This is a genomic window from Streptomyces noursei (genome assembly GCF_016917755.1).
In the GTDB taxonomy this organism is placed as follows: Bacteria; Actinomycetota; Actinomycetes; order Streptomycetales; family Streptomycetaceae; genus Streptomyces; species Streptomyces yunnanensis.
The window spans coordinates 1,921,373-1,937,270 of the sequence record NZ_CP070326.1; the positions used below are offsets into that span (position 1 = coordinate 1,921,373).

Below are 15,898 nucleotides of genomic sequence, written 5' to 3' on the forward strand. Positions count from 1 at the left end.
CTCGCCGCCATCGGCAGCCCCACCCGCCGGCCGTCCGGCAGCAACTCGCCGCCTACCGGCCCACCAAGGCCCGCCGCGAGGCCACCGTCGCCGCCGGCCAGCCCGACCCCCTGTCGGTGCCGTGCCCCTGGTGCCAGGCCGAGAGGGAGCAGCCGTGCCGCGGCGGATGGCGCCCCAACGGCAAAGGCCGCCGCACCAAGACCACCCCGCACGACAGCCGAACCGAACTCGCCGCCAATCCCCAGGGAGTTGCAGCATGAGCCGCAAGAACTTCCGCCTTACCGCCACGTGGCCCACCCCTGCACCCCGCGTGCAGTTCCAGACGTCCGACCGCAAACGCCTCTACTCCAAAGCCCGGACGTGGGCAGGCGAGGGCGCCGTCGTCGTGATCGAGAAAGCCCGCGGCGCGCGGTGGCTGCCCGACACCACCCTCGACGGCCCCGCCATGCTCGCCGAGCAGCAGCACCAGGCCGCCGAGAAGGAAGCCGCCGCCCGCCGGGCCGCCGCCGAGGCCGAACTCGCCACGCGCACCGCCCGGTTCGTCGACAACCTGCTCGCCGAGCACAACCAGGCCGAGCACGACCGGCACGCCCGACTCATGCAGGCCCTGCCCGTCCCCCGGCGCGCCTCAGGCCGACTCGCCGCCGCACACGTCGTTGCCGGCCGGGGCATCCGATGACCGCCCGCGCCGTTGTCGCCCTGCTAGCCGGGGAGCTGTACGACCTACACCCGGACGCGTACGACGGACGCGAGCACCCCGTCGCCCCGGCCGCCGTCCAGGCCGCCGAGCACCTACTCGACGCCCTCGCCGAGCACGGCCTCACCATCACCACCAATCGGGCCGCGTAGCCCGCCAGGGGCGCCCAAAACCGCACGTCAAGGGGCGCCCCTACGCGCTATCATTCATTCGCGATCGATAGTTACCGTTCACGAGAGAGGTACTGCTATGGCCGGAGAGACCACGATCACCCTCACTGGGAACCTCGTCGACGACCCCGAACTGCGATTCACCACCGCCGGCGCCGCCGTCGCAAAGTTCCGTGTCGCGTCCACTCCCCGCACCTTCGACCGCCAGGCGAACGAGTGGAAGGACGGTGAGAGCCTGTTCCTGACCTGCTCCGTGTGGCGCCAGGCCGCCGAGAACGCTGCCGAATCCCTGACCCGCGGCATGCGCGTCATCGTCACCGGCCGACTCAAGCAGCGCACCTACGACGACCGCGAGGGCGTGAAGCGGACCGTGTTCGAGCTGGACGTCGAGGACGTCGGCCCGTCCCTGCTGCGTGCGACCGCCACCGTCACCAAGGCAGGCCACCACAAGGCCCCTCAGCAGCCGCAGCAGCCCGCCACAGACCCTTGGGCCACCCAGGCCCCAGCGGTACCGCAGTACGCCGCAGAACCGCCGCTCTAAGCGTTGTGAGTACGGCGAGACTCCCGAATCTCGCGCACCTCCGCAGTTGGCGCATTGCGCTTGACCGACTCGATGCCCTTCTCGCATGCGGCCTTTGAGTTATAAGCCTCACCGACCGCGATGATCTCGCCGTTGCCAGCCTTGAGCCGGTACCGGTACTTCCCCGCCTTGTCCTCGTACATCTCGAACTTGCCGGCCACAACGCCTCCTGCTTGTAGGGGTTTCTCCCTCCCAGGAACGCACCCATACAGCCGCGCAGCAGCCACACGCAGCCCATTCGAGTGGCAACGGCACAGCACCTCGCCGCGACCGGTCGAACCCGCCCCGTGCGCGCGGGGGACGGCCGGCCCTCCTCGCCCGACTCCCCCTCGACACCTCGGAGGTCCGCCCCGTGATCGTCCCGACCCGCCGCACGGTCCATGTGACCCGGACCGAACACGCCCTACCCTTGCCCGCTCCCCTGCTCGACGTCGCACACCTCGTTGAGATCGTGCGCGATGAGCTGCACCGCGTTGACCGGCCGGCCGCCGACGCCGAGGTATGTGTCAACGGCGGGGACCTGATCGCGTCGTACGAGACGCCGAGACTGTCGGCGGTGCGCCGATGACCGCCCCCGACGAACGCCGCGCGCAGATCGATGTACTGCTCGCCCGATACGCCCGCCACGCCCCGGCCGAGGCCGCGCACCTGCGGACCCTCATCGAGGCCGAGCGCACCGCGGCCGACCGGTACCGGCACCAGGCCGGCGGGCAGCAGGCCGCCGTACGCCGGTTGCAGCGCCGCCTCGACGCCGCCGAGCAGGCCATCGTCGAGGCCGAGCAGCGCGCCAACGCCGCCGAGCCATCCAGCCCTGGGAGGGATGAACCATGCACAACCCCGTAGCCGTTCGCGCCGCCGAGAACCTCGCGACCATCCGGAACCACTGGGCCGAGCTGCTGCTCGCCATCGAGACCCCGCCCGCCGACGCGTGGCCCCCGCGCCAACTCGTACACACACTGCGCGCCGTCGACGACGAGCAGCTCGACGTCGAGGAGCGGGCGCCGCTGGTGCTGCGCGAGCACCCCGCCCCGCTGAACGTCGACGCGCTCGACACCGGCCTCGCCATCGAGCGCGCCGTGTTTGACCTCGCCGACACCCTCGCCGCCGTGGTCCAGCACGCCGACCTCGACGACCCGCGCCGCTGGAACTACCGCAGCGCCACGGATCCCGGCAGCCGCGCGCACGGCCTGCATTGGGCCGCGCTGTACGTCGAGGGCCGGGTGCTCGACGAGGACACCGAGCCCGAACTGCTCGACGACGACACCCTCGTATCGGCCCCATTCACACCCCTGCCCGAGTACCTGCTGCACGAGACTGCCCTCGTTGCTCACCGGTGCGCCGGCCGCCTGCTGCGCACCCTTGGACTCGACCACCGTGCCACCCCGGTGCCCGACCGGCCGTGCCCCTGGTGCGGCGGTGAACTCACCTTGCACACAGGTCCCGACCAGGGGCCGAGCGTCACATGCGGCACGGGCCCCCAGTGCCCCGCCCCCGTACCGCTCACCCTCACGCGCCGGCGGGTGTGGGAGTGGCACGACTTGCTCGCCCTGGTGACCGCACTGGACGCAACGGAGCAGGGAGGGGAAGTGCCCCCGATGGCCGCGTGAGGTGACGTCGTGAGCCGGGGCCCGGAGTTAGTTTCGGGCCCTTTCACGGAAGATCTTGTGAACTGAGTTCAGAACACGGTACAGTCACATGCGTAACGCCGGACTGCACCCGGCACCCAACAACCCACGGGAGCAACCCCCATGGACATGACCCCCCTGGCAGAGCGCGCCGCCGAACGCGAGGCCGCCATCACGCCCGACGTTGAACGCGAGCAGATCGCCACCCTTGGCGCCCCGCAGACCGTCGAGGCCGCTGTCGAGCTGATGCGTAGCACCCGCCACGTGGGTACCCGAGCCGACGCCGCCCGCGCGGCCGGCAAGCTGTACCGCTCCCTCGACGACGACGCCCGCGCCGCTCTGCCCCCGCAACTTGCCGACATCCTCGACACCATCAACCGCACCGACAGCGAGCTGTCACTCGTGGAGCTGAGCAATCGCGCCGTTGAACTGTGGGACGAGCAGCCTGCCATCGAGCAGCAAGCCGTAGCGGCTGATGTTCCGTCCGACATGTGGACGATCACGACCCGCAACGGCGAGGAGATCGCCCGCGTTGAGGGCGCCACGGTCGAGGACATGACCCGCGCCGCCGAGGCACTGCCCGCAGTGCGCGCCAACATCAACCGCGAGGGCGGATTCGCCCGCCGCCGCCTCTACACCTCCGAGCTGCTGCCCGCGAACGTTGAGCAGCGTGTCGTCGAGGGTGTCGTCGTCGCGCACGCAGGCACGGCCGAGGGGAGCGCGCCGGCCGACGCCACGCACCCGGACGTCGTGGCCGCCCGCGAGGCCCTTGCCGGCCTGGCCGCCGCCGCCCTCACCGACCACCACGACTACAGCGAACCGTCCGACGACGAGCGCACTGTGCGCGGGTACGTCATCGACCCCCGCGGACAAGGGCGCGTCGCCCTGTACCCGGCGCTCGACTGCCTCGCCGACCGAATGATGCGCCGTGGGTGGGATGTCGAGAAGATGCTGCGCAGCTCGCAATGCGTGTTCGCGCACCGCCCGACCAAGGACGCCACGCCGGCCGAGGACCGCTGCAAGGAGTGCGCGGGCAAGGGCTGCCACTGGTGCCACTGGACCGGCGAGCAGCAGCCCGAGCAGGCCGAGGCCGACAACAAGAAGGACGCCGCCGAGGCCGAGCTGCTCGACACCGTCGACGTCGTCGAGGAGGCCGAGGCCGCCGACGGCACATGGCGCGGCGGTTGGATCGTCGGGACGACGATGCCGGCCGACGAGGTGCTGTTCAACCTTGACCCGGCCGACACCGAACAGGGCGCACTGTTTATCTGATCACTGACCGCCCGCCCCGGAGCCGCCGGGGCGGGCCCATCCCGATGGAGATCCGCACATGGCCAAGGAACGTGACGACCGGCCCGAGCAGTACACGCGCATCGACCCCAGCAAGCAGCCCACAACCCCGGCCGGCCAGCGGGCCGCCGTCGAGGGCATACTCGCCGCGGAGGGGTTCCTGCCTGGCGACAAGCCCAAGGCAGCCGAACACAACCGCCGCGCAGCAGCGCGACAGGGGCTAAGCGCCGGGTCGTCCGTTGGGCGCTTTACTGAGCAGATGCTCGGCATCATGGCGGAGTATGAGCAGCGGCGACGCGAGGAGATCATCGCGGCCGGCGGCGACCCCGACGAAGACCGTGACCCGTTCGAGACGGTGCGCGCCATCGCTGACCAGTGGGCTACGACCGAGGCCGACGACGAGGGACGCGCGGCCCTGCTCGACGACCTCGCCGACCAACTCGACACCAGCGAGGTTCGCGCGCTACGCCTCGCCGCCGAGGCCGCCGCCGCCATCACTCCGCGGCTGATCTACGCGGACGCCGACCACGGCGTAAAGGCCGCCGACACCGCGGCCGACCTCGGCGTGAGCGAGTCCTACGTGTACCGCATCCTGCGCACCCGACCCGCCAAGTAACCAAAGCGGCCCGTCACAGGCGACTGCACCGCCGGACGGGCCTAACCACCACGGGAGCAACCCCCGCAATGGCTACGCACAACCCTACCCAACCCCTACCTGCGGCAGGCCGCCTCACCTGGGCGCCCCTCGCCGCTGCCGCGCTAGCAACGGTCGCGTTCGCTTTCCTGGCGTTCCGCTTGTCGTTCGTCGCGCTCACCGCGCTTGCCACCGAGCACGGCGTCGAGCCCGACGTCGTGTGGATGTTCGCCGTCTTGGTCGACGGTGGCGCCGTCGTCGGCACCGTCGGCGTCATCGCCGCCCGTCGCGCCGGCCGCTCGACCGCGCCGTACTGGTGGACCGTCGTCGCGTTCGCGTCGGTGTCGCTGGCGTTCAACGTCGCGCATGCCGATGGAACGCTGCTCGGCGTCGCTATCGCCGTCGTACCGCCGGTCGCGCAGTTGGTTGCCACCGAGCTACTCGTGCGGATGCTGCCCACCGCCGGCGCAGCCGCCATCGACGACATCACCCCGGCGGTTGCCGCCGCTACCGACGCCGCGCGCCGCGCTCAGGCCGCCGCCGACGCCGCCCACACCGACGCCACCGCGGTACAGGCCACCCTCGACACTGCCGCCCGGACCGTCACCGACGCCGCCGCCCGCGCGGAACAGGCCGCCGCCACCCTGACCGACGCCGCCGCACCACCGTTGGCCCTGGTCGATCTCGCCGCCGCCGTCGCCGCCATTGATGGGCCGCCGGCCGTCGACGACGCCCTCGACGACGCTCCGCCGCCGCTCCCCCCTCGCCGCCATGTTCACCGCGCCGCCGCTCCCCACGCCAGCCCCGTTCGACGACGACGCCACCCCCGGCGCCCCGGCGTCGATCACCGGCGCCGCGCCGACGGACGCCGTCGCCGCATACCGGCGCCTGCACAGGGAGACCGGCAAGCGGCCGACGGCCGAGGCGCTCGGGCAGGCACTCGGCCTCAAACGCACCCGCGGCAGCGAACTACGAATCGCCGTCGAGCGGGCGCTCGGCATCCACCTTGCGACCGTTATCAAGTCGTGATCTAATGGGCGGCGCCTCCGGCGTGCCCGGAAACTGAACGTACGCCCCGTCGACTCTCCCCCCCGGTCGACGGGGCGTTCGCATGCCCAAAGGAGGTGATGAGCCATCGCCGCGCCCATCACCGACAAGGACCGCGAAGAAGTCCGTCGCCTGCATGCGGCCGGCCAGTCCCGGAATCAAATCGCCCGCGCCATCGGGCGCAGCAGCTCGACCGTGTCGAAGATCGCCCGCGACGAGGGGCTGCGGTTCGAGGGCGGGGCGCGGGTCGCTCCGGCCACCGCGGCGCGGCAGCTCGACCTCGCCGAGCAGCGACGACAGCTCGTCGGCCGCCTGTACGCCCGCGCCTCCGCCAACCTCGACCGCATCGAGGCCCCCGAGTATGTGCGCGTTGAGCTGCTGCCCACCGGCCGACCCGTCCGGCTGATCTCCGACGAACCGCCCGCCCAGGACGAGCGCCACCACTCCCAAGCCATCAGCTCATACCTGACGAGCGCCGCGCGGCTCGTAGAGATCGACGCCAGCACCGGTACCGGCGAAGTCCGGTCCATGCTCATCGACCTTGCCCGCGGCCTGCGCGCCGCGTTCGCCGACGCCGACCAGGCCGAGACGAACGAGAGGACCGACACCGGGAGGTGAGCCTGTGCTCGACTCCCTGCCGCTGTCCCGGAAACAGCTCCAGTCCATCGCGCAGGCCACCGCCCGCATCTGCCTTTGGCACGGCGCGGTGCGCTCCGGCAAGACCGTGGCTTCACTGTTGGCGTTCGTCCTGGCCGTGGCCGAAGCGCCCGCATCGGGACTGATCGTGATCAGTGGTCGCAGCTTGCAGACCATCGAGCGCAACTGTCTCGAACCGCTGCAAGACGAGGCGCTGTTCGGGCCCGTCGCGCGTCAGGTGCGGCACACCCGCGGGGCGACCACGGCCGTCATTCTCGGTCGGACGGTGCACCTGATCGGCGCGGCCGACGCTCGCGCCGAGGGCCGCCTGCGCGGCCTGACTGCCTGCCTGGCTTACGTCGACGAGGCAACGCTGCTCCCCGAAGCGTTCTTCGTGCAGTTGCTCGCCCGTCTGTCCGTCCCCCAGGCCAAGGTGCTATGCACCACGAACCCCGACGGACCGCGGCACTGGCTCAAGACGGGCTATCTCGACCGCGAGGCCGAACTCGACCTCAAGTCATGGCACTTCCGCCTCGACGACAACCCGAGCTTGCCCCGCGCCTACGTCGCATCGCTTGCCGCCGAGTACGTCGGGCTGTGGAAACGGCGCATGATCGACGGCGCATGGTGCGTCGCCGAAGGCGCCGTATACGACATGTGGGACGAGCAGCAGCACGTCGTCGACTCCCTGCCCGCGATGCGCCGGCTGTGGCTCGGCATCGACTACGGCACCTCCAACATTCCTTCGCAGCAACCCATTACAGAGCGGCCCCGCCCGGTGCGTCACCACCGGCACGGGGCCTTGATCCCCAACCCTGCTACGAAGGGCGAGGACCCATGCACAAGGCTATCGACCATGCGAGCGTGGACGGTGCGGAGCTGGCGATACCCGCCGGCCCGATCGAGGCGGCGCCCTGGTCGGCGCTGTCCGGGACCGAGGAATACCGGGCCGCGCTCGCCGAGGCGTTCGCGGGCGTCGAGCTGGGCGAGTACGACCGGCGCATCATCGATTGGCTCGCCGGTTGGGACTCCCCGACCGTCGCGACTCTCGCGTCCCTGGTGATCCGGGCGCGTAAGGCGGGGGGTGTCCGATGACCAGCGCCGCATTGCTTGAGCGCGCGACGGAAACCGCGCTGACCGCCGGGACCGTGACCACGCGACCCGCTTTGCGTGCGGTCATCTACGCCCGCGTATCGAGCGACCCGCACAACCGCGGCAAGTCCGTCGCCGATCAGATCGCAGAGTGCAAGCGCGAGTGCGCGCAGCGCGGTTGGCGCCTGGTCGAGGTCTTCGAGGACAACGACCGCAGCGCCTCGCGGTACGCGACCAAGGAACGCAAGGATTACGCGCGGCTGGTGGAGTTCCTGCGCGCCGGTAGGGCCGACGTCCTGATGACGTGGGAGTCGTCGCGGGCGCAGCGTGACCTTGAGGCCTATCTGAGGCTGCGTGAGATCGCCGAGGGCAACGGCGTGCAGTGGTGTTACAAGGGCCGCTTGTACGACCTGTCGCGTACGGATGACCGGTTTACCACCGGCCTTGACGCGCTGCTCGACGAGCGGGAGTCAGGCATTACCCGCGATCGCGTGCTGCGGGGCAAGAAGACCAGCGCCGCGGCGGGGCGGCCCAACGGCCGCATGCTCTACGGCTATGCGCGCGAGTACGACCCGCGTACCGGCGAGTTCGTGAAGTCGGTGATCCGCGAGGATCAGGCCGCTATCGTGCGCGAGGCGGTGCGCCGACTCGCCGCGGGTGAAGCCCTCGGGACGCTGTGCCGGGAATTCAACCTACGCGGGCTGCGCACCAACACCGGCGGCTCTTGGCGCAAGGACAACTTGCGCGCCATGGCGATCAATCCCGGGTACATCGGAAAGCGGGTGCGGCACGGTGTCGTCATCGGGGATGCCGAGTGGCCCGCGATCCACCAGACCCCCGAGGAACGGCAGGCGTACTACACCTGTGTGCGGCGCCTGACCGATCCGGCGCGGACGACGTGGCGACCGGGTGGTCTGCGGCACCTGTCGAGCGGCATTCCCGTTTGCGGAGTCTGCGGTGGCAAGCTCTATGCCGCGCATTGGTCCAAGAAGAAGACCGGCCAAAGCGAGGGGCGCATCGGCTACGACTGCCGGGGGACGGACACATACCCCGGGCACTGCGTTGCGGTCACCAAAGACATTCTCGACCGGCACCTGTCGGCCCTGGCCATCGAGCGGTTGTCACGCCCGGACGCCGCCGAACTGCTCGCCGACGATGACCAACAGGCCGAGCACATCGCCGCGTTGCTCGCCGAGGCCGCCGAGAAGCGCGCCACCCTCGACGAGACCGCCGACAAGGTCGCCAAGGGGGAAATGACCGTGACCATGGCCGCCCGGATCGAGGCCCAGTTGCTGCCCGAGGTCGAAGCCCTCGAACGCCGAGCGGAGGAAGCCAGCACCGCGCCCGTGCTGCGGGGGCTCATCCGGTCCGATGCGGCCGACATCTGGCCGACGCTTCCTCTCACCCAGCAACGCGAGGTGATCAAGGCACTCATGGACGTGACCGTACTACCGAGGCTCACGGCGAAGGACCCCGAGTTTCAAGTCGGTATGGAGTCCCGAAAGGAACTCGGCCGACGCCTGCGCGCCATACGGCGCGCCTACGGGACACGGGGAATGACGCATCGGCGACTCTCCGAACTCACAGGCTGGTCTGTCCACAAGGTGAGCAACGCCGAAAGTGCCCGGGGAAGAATCACCGCCGACGAGGTACGTCTGTGGTGCCGTCTGTGCACTGCGGAATCCGAGGCTGACGAACTGGCCGCCCTCGTGCCCGCCGACACCGTCAAGCGGATGCGATCCGGCGCCCGTATCCGGATCACCTGGAAGCACGACCTGTAGACCCGACACCCACAACCACACACCTACGCCGAACGGCCACGAACCCTCGCGGTTCGTGGCCGTTTCGCGTGCCCGGACACCGTGGAGGTACCGACCTATGAGCGACACCTCGCCGAAGAACCACGCCGGCTCCGCCGACGACTACGCCGACCAGATACGGGCGTTGGTGGACGCTGCGCCGCCGCTGAGTGTGCGGCAGCGTGAGCGGCTGCGCCTGGTCTTCCACGCCCGCCCCCGCGTCGATACCGGCACCAGACGGGCGGCAGCATGACGGGCACCGCCATAGCCCCGGCGCGGCGCCGTGCGGCCGACCGCCTGCCCCCGCTCGCCTGCGGGCACCGTGACCCACTGCTCTGCCCGGCCTCGCCGTCCGGCCCGAGCACGTACAGCCTCACGCCCGCCCAGCTCGCCGCCGAGGTGGCCCGGTGCCGGGGGCGGGGGTGGAGCGAGGCCGACCTCGCCGCCCGGTTCGACACCCAGCAGGGCGCCCCATGAGCGCCACACGGACCGCGCACCGCCCGGCCGCGCCGCCGAGCGCCCGCCTCACCCCGGCGCCTCCCGAGACGACCGCGCACGACCCGGTAGCCCTGTGGGCATCGGCGCAGGTGACCGCGCTCAACGTCGGCGGTGCGCCCGAGTACGGCGGTCCGGCATGGTGCGCGTTGCGCGCGAGCGACCCACGCCGTTCGGTCGCGATCCTCACCGCCGCCGAGCAGTGGCGCCGCCACACCGCCCGCGAGGCATGGCTCGACCACCTGCTGAACCACGATCCCGAGCGGTGGTTCGCCTACGTCACCGCGGACGCCAACGACCACGCCCGCACCATCACACGCGACCTGGCCCGCCGGCCGACCCACGACGAACTCGCCGCCCGCCGCGCCGTGCACGCGCCCGCCCGTGAGGTCGTCGCTACGCCCGGCTGGCCGCCCGTTGCCGTCCCCGGCCGCCCCGGCTGGTGGCGCCACGTGGGCCCGCGCGGCGAACAACTCGACCTCCTACACAACCACCCACAGGAGACAGGCCGTTGTCCCCCGAGCACCATGTCGCCGCACCGCAGCTCGACCCGGCGATACGCATGCTGACCACCCCGCCGCCCGCCGCCGCTCCCCCGGCCACCGCGCCGTACGCCCCGCCGCCCGGCCCGGAGCGGCACCGCGGACATCTGCGCATGGCCGAGCGGTTCCTCGCCGAGCACGCCGACCACCTACGCCACGTACACGACGTCGTCTGGCACCGCTGGGACGGGGCACGGTGGGCCGCCGACGAACAGCGCGCCGACATCGAGGCCGCCGTCACCACCGTCAAGACCGCCCTCGCCGACCTCGACCGCCTCTCCGGACAGGAACGCGACGCCCTGTACAAGGACATCCGCCGTTCGGAGTCCGCCGCCGGGATCGAGGGCATGCTGCGCATCGCATCCGCGCTCCCGCCAATCTCAACCCCGTCGAAAGCCCTCGACGCCGACCCGCACCTGTTCAACACCCCCACCGGCACAGTCAACCTCCGCACCGGCCACGTGCAGCCCAACGACCGCGCCGACCTGATCACCAAGGTCTCCGGCGGACACCTCGCCCGGGGCACCGACGCCGAGTGGTCCGCGTTCCTCGCCCGCATCCTCCCCGACGAGGACGTACGCGCCTTCGTTCAACGGCTCTTCGGCTGCGCCATGCTCGGCGAGGTCCGCGAACACGTGATGCCGATCTTCACCGGCACCGGCGCCAACGGAAAAGGCACCCTCCGCGACGCCCTCATGTCCGCCTTCGGCGACTACGCAATCGAGGTCGACCCGGCCATCCTCATGGAGTCCAAACACGAGCGGCACGGCGCCTTCAAGATGCGGCTACGCGGCGCCCGCCTCGCGTTCTGCTCCGAGACCGAGAAGGGCCGGCGGTTCGCCGAGGCCACCATGAAACGACTGGTCGGCGGCGACCCGATCGAGGCGAACCTCATGCACCGCAACCCGATCACGTTCGACCCATCCCACACCCTGGTCATGCTGACCAACTTCCTGCCGCAGGTGTCCGGCGACGACCCCGCCGTCTGGCGCCGCATCCTCGTCGTCCCGTTCGACGTGACCATCCCCGAGACCGAGCGCGACCCAGGACTGCCCGACCGGCTGCGGAAGGCAGCACCCGCGGTTCTCGCGTGGACGTACGAGGGATGGCTCGACTACCAGGCCCAGGGCCTCAACCCGCCCGAGGCCGTACGCGTCCGCACCGCCGCCTACCAGGCCGCCAGCGACGTACTGGCCCGGTTCCTCGACGAGCACACCCTCACCAATCCCCACGGCGTGGTCAGGGCACGCGACCTGTTCACCGCATGGTCGAAGTGGTGCCACGACAACGGCGAGACCCCCGGCAGCGAGGTCTCGTTCGCCGAATCCATGGACAAGCGCGGGCACACCAAGACCCGCCGCAACACCGGTCAGGTCTACCTCGGCTTGATGCTCGCCGGCACCGACGACGAAAGCCCCTGACCAGGGCAAGTGCAGGGTTGTGACGGGTTTCCCGGTTCTTCCCATACACACACGCGTAGAGAGTTTCGGAAAACCCAGCACAACCCTGCACTCCCACCCCGGCGCCCACAGGCTTACTTCATGCCGGCTTAAGGGCGTTCTGTTGGATCGAGAACGTGACGAACTCCGCGGGGCGAGTCGGGGCGATGGCAATCTCGCACGTCACGATGCCCTTGGCCTGGGCAGCCGGCGGGTTGTTCTTCTCGTCGCACTGCACAGAGAACGCTTCCTCGGCAGAGCTGCCCTTCAGCACCCCCTGCTTCCACTTGCCATGCAGGAAACCGCCCACGCTCTCCTTATGGGCCGCCAGCGTCTCGGGCGTCACCTCGGAGCCTTCAAAGGGGACCGACTCCTCGATCCCCTCCTTCAGTCCCGCCACCAGGACGTCATGCCCTCCCGGGATATCCACCATGCCTTGCCCTCCTCCATCTCGACACCACTCGACCGGAGCGATATCTCCCCGCCAGGCGAAACGACCGAACGAAGACCACCCGACTGCATGACCCCAGGTCTCGACCTTGACGCCGCGCCCCTCACACAGACACCCCTGCCCTCGAATGTCCATCCGCGGCGTTCGGCGTCTCGCGCGCGTGCGCGAGGCCGTACCGCCCCGCCCCGCGACCGGTCGCGCCCCCTCCGTGCGCGGGAACCTGATTGGAGCCCTGACCCTTGACCAGTAGGAACCGCCCCGCCGCCGTTCTCGCCCTCGCCCAAGGACGCACGAACGGACAGGCCGCCAAGGCCGCCGGAGTCTCCGGCCGCACCATCCTGCGATGGCTCGACGACCCCGAGTTCCGGCACGAAGTCGCCGACACCCGCACCGAGCTGCTGCGCCTCGCCGTCGGCCGCCTCGCCGCCGCCTCGACCAAGGCCGTTGACGCCCTGGTCGACGCCCTCGACAACGAGCGCGGACAAGCACGCGTCCAGGCCGCCCGCACATTGCTCGACGCCTGCCTGTCGCTGCGCGAATCCCTCGACCTTGAGCAGCGCCTCGCCGCCCTCGAAACCGCGGAAGGTAGCGACCGTTGATGGCGCGCCGGCATCACCCGCTTGCCGACCGCCTCGCCCGCCTTGAGGCCGCCAACCGGGCCGACCGGTGGCACTTCGCCCTCACCGACGGCAGCACCGCCAGCTTGCCCATAGGTGCCGTCCTCGACGCCGCACACGACGCCCTGACGCGCCTTGACACCCCGCCCGACCAACACCCGGCGATTACCCGCGAACTGCGGCTACTCGCCCGCGTCGCCGACGACAGCGAACCCTCCATGCTCGGACGCCTCGCCATCCAGCTCGCCCGCGAGGCCGTCGGGGAAGCCGAGGGGCCCGACGAGTGAGCCACCCCGACAACGAGGCCGAGCACCTGACGCGCGCCGACGGGTCCGTGATCGTCCCCGCCACGGTGTCGGGTGACGTGTTGCGCGCCCTTGTACGCGATCTCACGGCCCGTGTGCGCGCCGACGGGGGCGAGGTGGCCCCCGGCATCCGGCGCCTGCTGTACGCGCTGCACACGGCCGCACAGCGCGTCGAATTGTTCGATTCCGTTACCGCGCCGTTCGAGCCTGCCGCTACCGGAACCACGCCCGACCCGTCCGGCACGGTGTGCGTAGCCGAGACCGCCGTCCTCATGGGCTGCACGCCCCGCTACATCCGCGCCCTGATCGCCGCCGGCCGATTGCCTGCCGAACGCGTCGGAGCGCGCGTGTGGGCCATCGACGCCGACGCCCTCGACCACTACAGACACCGCAGAGGAGTCCACGCAGCATGACTGCCACCGCACCCACCACGCCGACCGAGGCCGCGGTCGTCGAGCAGGCCGAGCAGGAAGCGGCCGAGGCCGAGCAGTTGCTCGCAGCCCTGGAGGAGCGCGACCGCGACGGCGACAAGCAGGTGACGGCCCAACGGTTCACGGATGCACGGGAGTTGGGACGGTTCGCCAAGCTGCACGCCGAGGCCGCCCGCCGCAAAGCCGTACGCGCCGCCGAGGCCACCGAGCAGGAACGCCCGTGCACGACCGAGCGCGCCCCGTACGACCGACTCACCCGCCGCACCCCCGCATGACACCACCCCGCCCCGAGGAGGCACACCCGCCCATGACGAACACCACCGTCCACCGCTCCCAGTGGGACGACCACACCCCCAACGACCGCCGCATCTCGTGGCGGAAGATCACCGCGCCCGACGCCCGCTCCGGCCCCCTCAGCACACACCCCGTGATGGGCGGGCGAGGCATGGAGCACACCGCCCCGTGGTGGGTCGACGGCACCCTCTACACCGACAACGCCCGATGGCTCGACCACATCCGCGACCAGGCCCAGGCCGCCGACGAGGCCATCGTCGAGGAGGCCGCGCCCGACGGGCCGCCCGACGGCCACCTCACCGAAGTCGAGGCCATGCGCCGCTACGCCGAACGGCACGGACTCACCCCCGCCCGCACACCGCACCTCGACACCAACGGCCACCCGATCCACATCCGCCCGTACTGAACTCCCCTCAGAACAAAGGAACTTGAGCCCATGCCCGCGCTGACCGGCCCCGATCACATCGACGCCAACGCCGCCACCCACCGACTCAAGCAAACCCGCAAGACCGAGCTTGTCGAGCTGGGCCGCCACCTGTCCGACGACCTCGCAAAGGCCCGCACCTTCCGCGATCCCGACCTGACCGAGGAAGCCACCACCCGCCGCCGCGCCGAGCTGGAGAAAAAGGCACGCGCGCAGGCCGCCGCTGACCTCGATCGCATAGAACGCGAGGCCAACGCCGCCGCAACCCTCGTGCGCACCGTCGCCGACAAGGCCACCGCAGCCACCCGGCCCCGGGACGCCGCCGAGCAACTCCTCGCCGAGACCCGGCAGGCCCGCGCATGGGACCGCGCCCGCGCCCTGCTAGAGGCCGGCCGCACCGTGCCCGAGGTCATCAAGGGTGCCGACGCCGACACCCTGCATGCGCTCCGTGCCGAGCTACCGACCTACCTCGCCGCCCAGCACACCAAGCCACGGGGTATGGCCGGCGCAGGCTTCACCGAGATTGACCCGGCCCGCATTCTGCACACCATCGACCGCGCCCTCGTCGACCACCTGCCCAAGCCGCAGGGGGCCGCACTCCGCGCCCGCCTCGACCTCGACGCCCTCGAACCCGGACTACGCGAATCCCTCGCCGGACTGCGCCGCGAGGTCGACGGCACCGCCGCCCCCGGCAACGGCCTACGCACCGCCATCGCCGCCCGCCTCGCCGACCAGCAGGCCGCCGCCCCGCTCCCCGCCACATAGGTGCCCGCCACCGCTCCCAGGCACGACAAAGCCCCGCCCAGGACTCCGGGCGGGGCAGGGTCGGCGGCACGTCAGCCGCGCACCGGCGGGGTCATCTCAGCGGGCAGGGGGCCGGGTGTCAGGCGAGGCGCACAGTCGGGGCAGGCATACACCGTCGCACCGGGGCCGCTCGCCCGCTCGACGTACCGCACTGCGACCGGGGCCCGCGTCGGCCGCTCACATCGGCAGCACATCGCGTTGCTCATCTGGTCACCGCCCGGCGGGCGCCCGTGATGTTGATCGTCGGGAAGTCGTAGTCCACGCCGATCTCGCCCAGCGCGGCAGCCCACCACCGTTCGCGCTGCTCTGGCGTGAGCGACTGGACCTCTTGGGCATAGAAGATCTCGCGGACCGCCTCGGCGCTTGGGCTCCGCCACGGTTCGAGCCACGGACTCACGGTCACAGGTTCCGGAGCGGGTTGGCTCACGAAGTAGGCCGCAGAGTGGCGTCCGGGCTCGGGCTGGCGGATCCACGGAAGTAAGGCGAGCGCCCATGCAAGGGCGCGGGCGATAGCATCGCGCATGAG

The 15,898-nt window shown here is 71.0% G+C and carries 26 protein-coding genes and 1 pseudogene; 23 read left to right on the plus strand and 4 right to left on the minus strand.

Features of this window, described 5'->3' with window-relative positions; translation table 11 throughout:
* Positions 1–256: 256 nt before the first annotated feature.
* From JNO44_RS08330 to JNO44_RS08340, 3 genes are all read left to right on the plus strand, one after another.
* Positions 257–679, plus strand: a complete 423-nt coding sequence (locus tag JNO44_RS08330) for a hypothetical protein (protein ID WP_205362623.1) — start codon at positions 257–259, stop codon at positions 677–679.
* The gene (locus JNO44_RS08335) at positions 676–849 is read left to right on the plus strand and encodes a hypothetical protein (RefSeq protein ID WP_205362625.1); all 174 of its coding nucleotides are present in this window, start codon (positions 676–678) and stop codon (positions 847–849) included. The genes JNO44_RS08330 and JNO44_RS08335 overlap by 4 nt, the downstream gene beginning before the upstream one ends.
* Before the next feature lie 97 nt (positions 850–946).
* Entirely contained in the window at positions 947–1,408 is a 462-nt protein-coding gene (locus JNO44_RS08340; RefSeq protein ID WP_205362627.1) for a single-stranded DNA-binding protein, read from the plus strand.
* Here JNO44_RS08340 and JNO44_RS08345 read toward each other — a convergent pair.
* Entirely contained in the window at positions 1,405–1,608 is a 204-nt protein-coding gene (locus JNO44_RS08345; RefSeq protein ID WP_102924295.1) for a YegP family protein, read from the minus strand. The two genes, JNO44_RS08340 and JNO44_RS08345, sit on opposite strands and share 4 nt — an antisense overlap.
* 191 nt (positions 1,609–1,799) lie before the next feature.
* On the opposite strand from JNO44_RS08345, the gene JNO44_RS08350 reads away from it, so the two are divergent.
* The 6 genes and pseudogenes from JNO44_RS08350 to JNO44_RS45105 form a co-directional block, all read left to right on the plus strand.
* A complete protein-coding gene (locus JNO44_RS08350; protein WP_205362629.1) occupies positions 1,800–2,015 on the plus strand; it encodes a hypothetical protein in 216 nt (71 codons plus the stop codon).
* Positions 2,012–2,290 (plus strand): hypothetical protein, encoded by a 279-nt coding sequence (locus tag JNO44_RS08355; RefSeq protein WP_205362630.1) that lies wholly within the window; start codon positions 2,012–2,014, stop codon positions 2,288–2,290. The genes JNO44_RS08350 and JNO44_RS08355 overlap by 4 nt, the downstream gene beginning before the upstream one ends.
* Entirely contained in the window at positions 2,275–3,054 is a 780-nt protein-coding gene (locus JNO44_RS08360) for a hypothetical protein (protein ID WP_205362632.1), read from the plus strand. The genes JNO44_RS08355 and JNO44_RS08360 overlap by 16 nt, the downstream gene beginning before the upstream one ends.
* Before the next feature lie 141 nt (positions 3,055–3,195).
* Complete coding sequence (locus tag JNO44_RS08365; RefSeq protein WP_205362634.1) at positions 3,196–4,344, plus strand: hypothetical protein; 1,149 nt, start codon at positions 3,196–3,198, stop codon at positions 4,342–4,344.
* A 58-nt stretch (positions 4,345–4,402) separates the two neighbouring features.
* The gene (locus tag JNO44_RS08370; protein ID WP_205362643.1) at positions 4,403–4,978 is read left to right on the plus strand and encodes a hypothetical protein; all 576 of its coding nucleotides are present in this window, start codon (positions 4,403–4,405) and stop codon (positions 4,976–4,978) included.
* A 68-nt stretch (positions 4,979–5,046) separates the two neighbouring features.
* Positions 5,047–5,442 (plus strand): annotated as a pseudogene (locus JNO44_RS45105) (DUF2637 domain-containing protein); the annotation flags it as partial.
* Here JNO44_RS45105 and JNO44_RS43285 read toward each other — a convergent pair.
* Positions 5,434–5,775, minus strand: a complete 342-nt coding sequence (locus tag JNO44_RS43285; RefSeq protein ID WP_240167485.1) for a hypothetical protein — start codon at positions 5,773–5,775, stop codon at positions 5,434–5,436. The pseudogene JNO44_RS45105 and the gene JNO44_RS43285 sit on opposite strands and share 9 nt — an antisense overlap.
* Here JNO44_RS43285 and JNO44_RS43290 point away from each other — a divergent pair.
* From JNO44_RS43290 to JNO44_RS08410, 8 genes are all read left to right on the plus strand, one after another.
* The gene (locus JNO44_RS43290; protein WP_240167486.1) at positions 5,768–6,025 is read left to right on the plus strand and encodes a hypothetical protein; all 258 of its coding nucleotides are present in this window, start codon (positions 5,768–5,770) and stop codon (positions 6,023–6,025) included. The genes JNO44_RS43285 and JNO44_RS43290 overlap by 8 nt on opposite strands.
* Before the next feature lie 117 nt (positions 6,026–6,142).
* Positions 6,143–6,661 (plus strand): helix-turn-helix domain-containing protein, encoded by a 519-nt coding sequence (locus tag JNO44_RS08380; protein WP_338058610.1) that lies wholly within the window; start codon positions 6,143–6,145, stop codon positions 6,659–6,661.
* Positions 6,662–6,665: 4 nt separating this feature from the next.
* Positions 6,666–7,742 carry a terminase large subunit domain-containing protein gene (locus JNO44_RS08385; RefSeq protein WP_205362647.1) on the plus strand — a complete coding sequence of 359 codons (1,077 nt, stop codon included), beginning with the start codon at positions 6,666–6,668 and terminating at the stop codon, positions 7,740–7,742.
* A gap of 28 nt (positions 7,743–7,770) precedes the next feature.
* Positions 7,771–9,552 carry a recombinase family protein gene (locus JNO44_RS08390; protein ID WP_205362648.1) on the plus strand — a complete coding sequence of 594 codons (1,782 nt, stop codon included), beginning with the start codon at positions 7,771–7,773 and terminating at the stop codon, positions 9,550–9,552.
* A gap of 97 nt (positions 9,553–9,649) precedes the next feature.
* Complete coding sequence (locus tag JNO44_RS08395) at positions 9,650–9,823, plus strand: hypothetical protein (RefSeq protein WP_205362649.1); 174 nt, start codon at positions 9,650–9,652, stop codon at positions 9,821–9,823.
* On the plus strand, positions 9,820–10,047 hold the full coding sequence (locus tag JNO44_RS08400) for a hypothetical protein (protein WP_205362650.1): 228 nt from the start codon (positions 9,820–9,822) through the stop codon (positions 10,045–10,047). Before JNO44_RS08395 ends, JNO44_RS08400 begins: the two co-directional genes overlap by 4 nt.
* Complete coding sequence (locus JNO44_RS08405; RefSeq protein WP_205362651.1) at positions 10,044–10,634, plus strand: hypothetical protein; 591 nt, start codon at positions 10,044–10,046, stop codon at positions 10,632–10,634. The genes JNO44_RS08400 and JNO44_RS08405 overlap by 4 nt, the downstream gene beginning before the upstream one ends.
* The gene (locus JNO44_RS08410) at positions 10,577–12,028 is read left to right on the plus strand and encodes a DNA primase family protein (RefSeq protein ID WP_205362652.1); all 1,452 of its coding nucleotides are present in this window, start codon (positions 10,577–10,579) and stop codon (positions 12,026–12,028) included. Before JNO44_RS08405 ends, JNO44_RS08410 begins: the two co-directional genes overlap by 58 nt.
* 118 nt (positions 12,029–12,146) lie before the next feature.
* Here JNO44_RS08410 and JNO44_RS08415 read toward each other — a convergent pair whose 3' ends face one another.
* Positions 12,147–12,479 (minus strand): hypothetical protein, encoded by a 333-nt coding sequence (locus tag JNO44_RS08415; RefSeq protein ID WP_205362654.1) that lies wholly within the window; start codon positions 12,477–12,479, stop codon positions 12,147–12,149.
* Between the two features lie 257 nt (positions 12,480–12,736).
* Between JNO44_RS08415 and JNO44_RS08420 the strand changes: the two genes are divergently transcribed.
* Genes JNO44_RS08420 through JNO44_RS08445 form a run of 6 tightly spaced genes read left to right on the plus strand, consistent with a single transcriptional unit; the run spans position 12,737 to position 15,333 of the window.
* Complete coding sequence (locus JNO44_RS08420) at positions 12,737–13,096, plus strand: hypothetical protein (protein ID WP_205362656.1); 360 nt, start codon at positions 12,737–12,739, stop codon at positions 13,094–13,096.
* On the plus strand, positions 13,096–13,401 hold the full coding sequence (locus JNO44_RS08425; protein ID WP_205362658.1) for a hypothetical protein: 306 nt from the start codon (positions 13,096–13,098) through the stop codon (positions 13,399–13,401). Before JNO44_RS08420 ends, JNO44_RS08425 begins: the two co-directional genes overlap by 1 nt.
* The gene (locus JNO44_RS08430; protein ID WP_205362661.1) at positions 13,398–13,832 is read left to right on the plus strand and encodes an excisionase family DNA-binding protein; all 435 of its coding nucleotides are present in this window, start codon (positions 13,398–13,400) and stop codon (positions 13,830–13,832) included. Before JNO44_RS08425 ends, JNO44_RS08430 begins: the two co-directional genes overlap by 4 nt.
* On the plus strand, positions 13,829–14,125 hold the full coding sequence (locus JNO44_RS08435) for a hypothetical protein (protein WP_205362663.1): 297 nt from the start codon (positions 13,829–13,831) through the stop codon (positions 14,123–14,125). Before JNO44_RS08430 ends, JNO44_RS08435 begins: the two co-directional genes overlap by 4 nt.
* Before the next feature lie 32 nt (positions 14,126–14,157).
* Complete coding sequence (locus JNO44_RS08440; RefSeq protein ID WP_205362665.1) at positions 14,158–14,550, plus strand: hypothetical protein; 393 nt, start codon at positions 14,158–14,160, stop codon at positions 14,548–14,550.
* A gap of 30 nt (positions 14,551–14,580) precedes the next feature.
* Positions 14,581–15,333 (plus strand): hypothetical protein, encoded by a 753-nt coding sequence (locus JNO44_RS08445; RefSeq protein WP_205362667.1) that lies wholly within the window; start codon positions 14,581–14,583, stop codon positions 15,331–15,333.
* Positions 15,334–15,574: 241 nt separating this feature from the next.
* Here the strand turns inward: JNO44_RS08445 and JNO44_RS43295 are convergent, their stop codons facing one another.
* Entirely contained in the window at positions 15,575–15,769 is a 195-nt protein-coding gene (locus tag JNO44_RS43295) for a hypothetical protein (protein ID WP_240167488.1), read from the minus strand.
* Positions 15,770–15,898: the final 129 nt, after the last annotated feature.

Bases quoted from the DNA above. Each gene is read 5' to 3' on its own strand.
- JNO44_RS08365 (WP_205362634.1), top strand. From the start codon at position 3,196: ATGGACATGACCCCCCTGGCAGAGCGCGCCGCCGAACGCGAGGCCGCC.
- JNO44_RS08405 (WP_205362651.1), top strand. From the start codon at position 10,044: ATGAGCGCCACACGGACCGCGCACCGCCCGGCCGCGCCGCCGAGCGCC.
- JNO44_RS08395 (WP_205362649.1), top strand. From the start codon at position 9,650: ATGAGCGACACCTCGCCGAAGAACCACGCCGGCTCCGCCGACGACTAC.
- JNO44_RS08370 (WP_205362643.1), top strand. From the start codon at position 4,403: ATGGCCAAGGAACGTGACGACCGGCCCGAGCAGTACACGCGCATCGAC.
- JNO44_RS08435 (WP_205362663.1), top strand. From the start codon at position 13,829: ATGACTGCCACCGCACCCACCACGCCGACCGAGGCCGCGGTCGTCGAG.
- JNO44_RS08335 (WP_205362625.1), top strand. From the start codon at position 676: ATGACCGCCCGCGCCGTTGTCGCCCTGCTAGCCGGGGAGCTGTACGAC.
- JNO44_RS08400 (WP_205362650.1), top strand. From the start codon at position 9,820: ATGACGGGCACCGCCATAGCCCCGGCGCGGCGCCGTGCGGCCGACCGC.
- JNO44_RS08355 (WP_205362630.1), top strand. From the start codon at position 2,012: ATGACCGCCCCCGACGAACGCCGCGCGCAGATCGATGTACTGCTCGCC.
- JNO44_RS43290 (WP_240167486.1), top strand. From the start codon at position 5,768: ATGTTCACCGCGCCGCCGCTCCCCACGCCAGCCCCGTTCGACGACGAC.
- JNO44_RS08415 (WP_205362654.1), bottom strand. From the start codon at position 12,479: ATGGTGGATATCCCGGGAGGGCATGACGTCCTGGTGGCGGGACTGAAG.
- JNO44_RS08360 (WP_205362632.1), top strand. From the start codon at position 2,275: ATGCACAACCCCGTAGCCGTTCGCGCCGCCGAGAACCTCGCGACCATC.
- JNO44_RS08340 (WP_205362627.1), top strand. From the start codon at position 947: ATGGCCGGAGAGACCACGATCACCCTCACTGGGAACCTCGTCGACGAC.
- JNO44_RS08330 (WP_205362623.1), top strand. From the start codon at position 257: ATGAGCCGCAAGAACTTCCGCCTTACCGCCACGTGGCCCACCCCTGCA.
- JNO44_RS08440 (WP_205362665.1), top strand. From the start codon at position 14,158: ATGACGAACACCACCGTCCACCGCTCCCAGTGGGACGACCACACCCCC.
- JNO44_RS08425 (WP_205362658.1), top strand. From the start codon at position 13,096: ATGGCGCGCCGGCATCACCCGCTTGCCGACCGCCTCGCCCGCCTTGAG.
- JNO44_RS08390 (WP_205362648.1), top strand. From the start codon at position 7,771: ATGACCAGCGCCGCATTGCTTGAGCGCGCGACGGAAACCGCGCTGACC.
- JNO44_RS08445 (WP_205362667.1), top strand. From the start codon at position 14,581: ATGCCCGCGCTGACCGGCCCCGATCACATCGACGCCAACGCCGCCACC.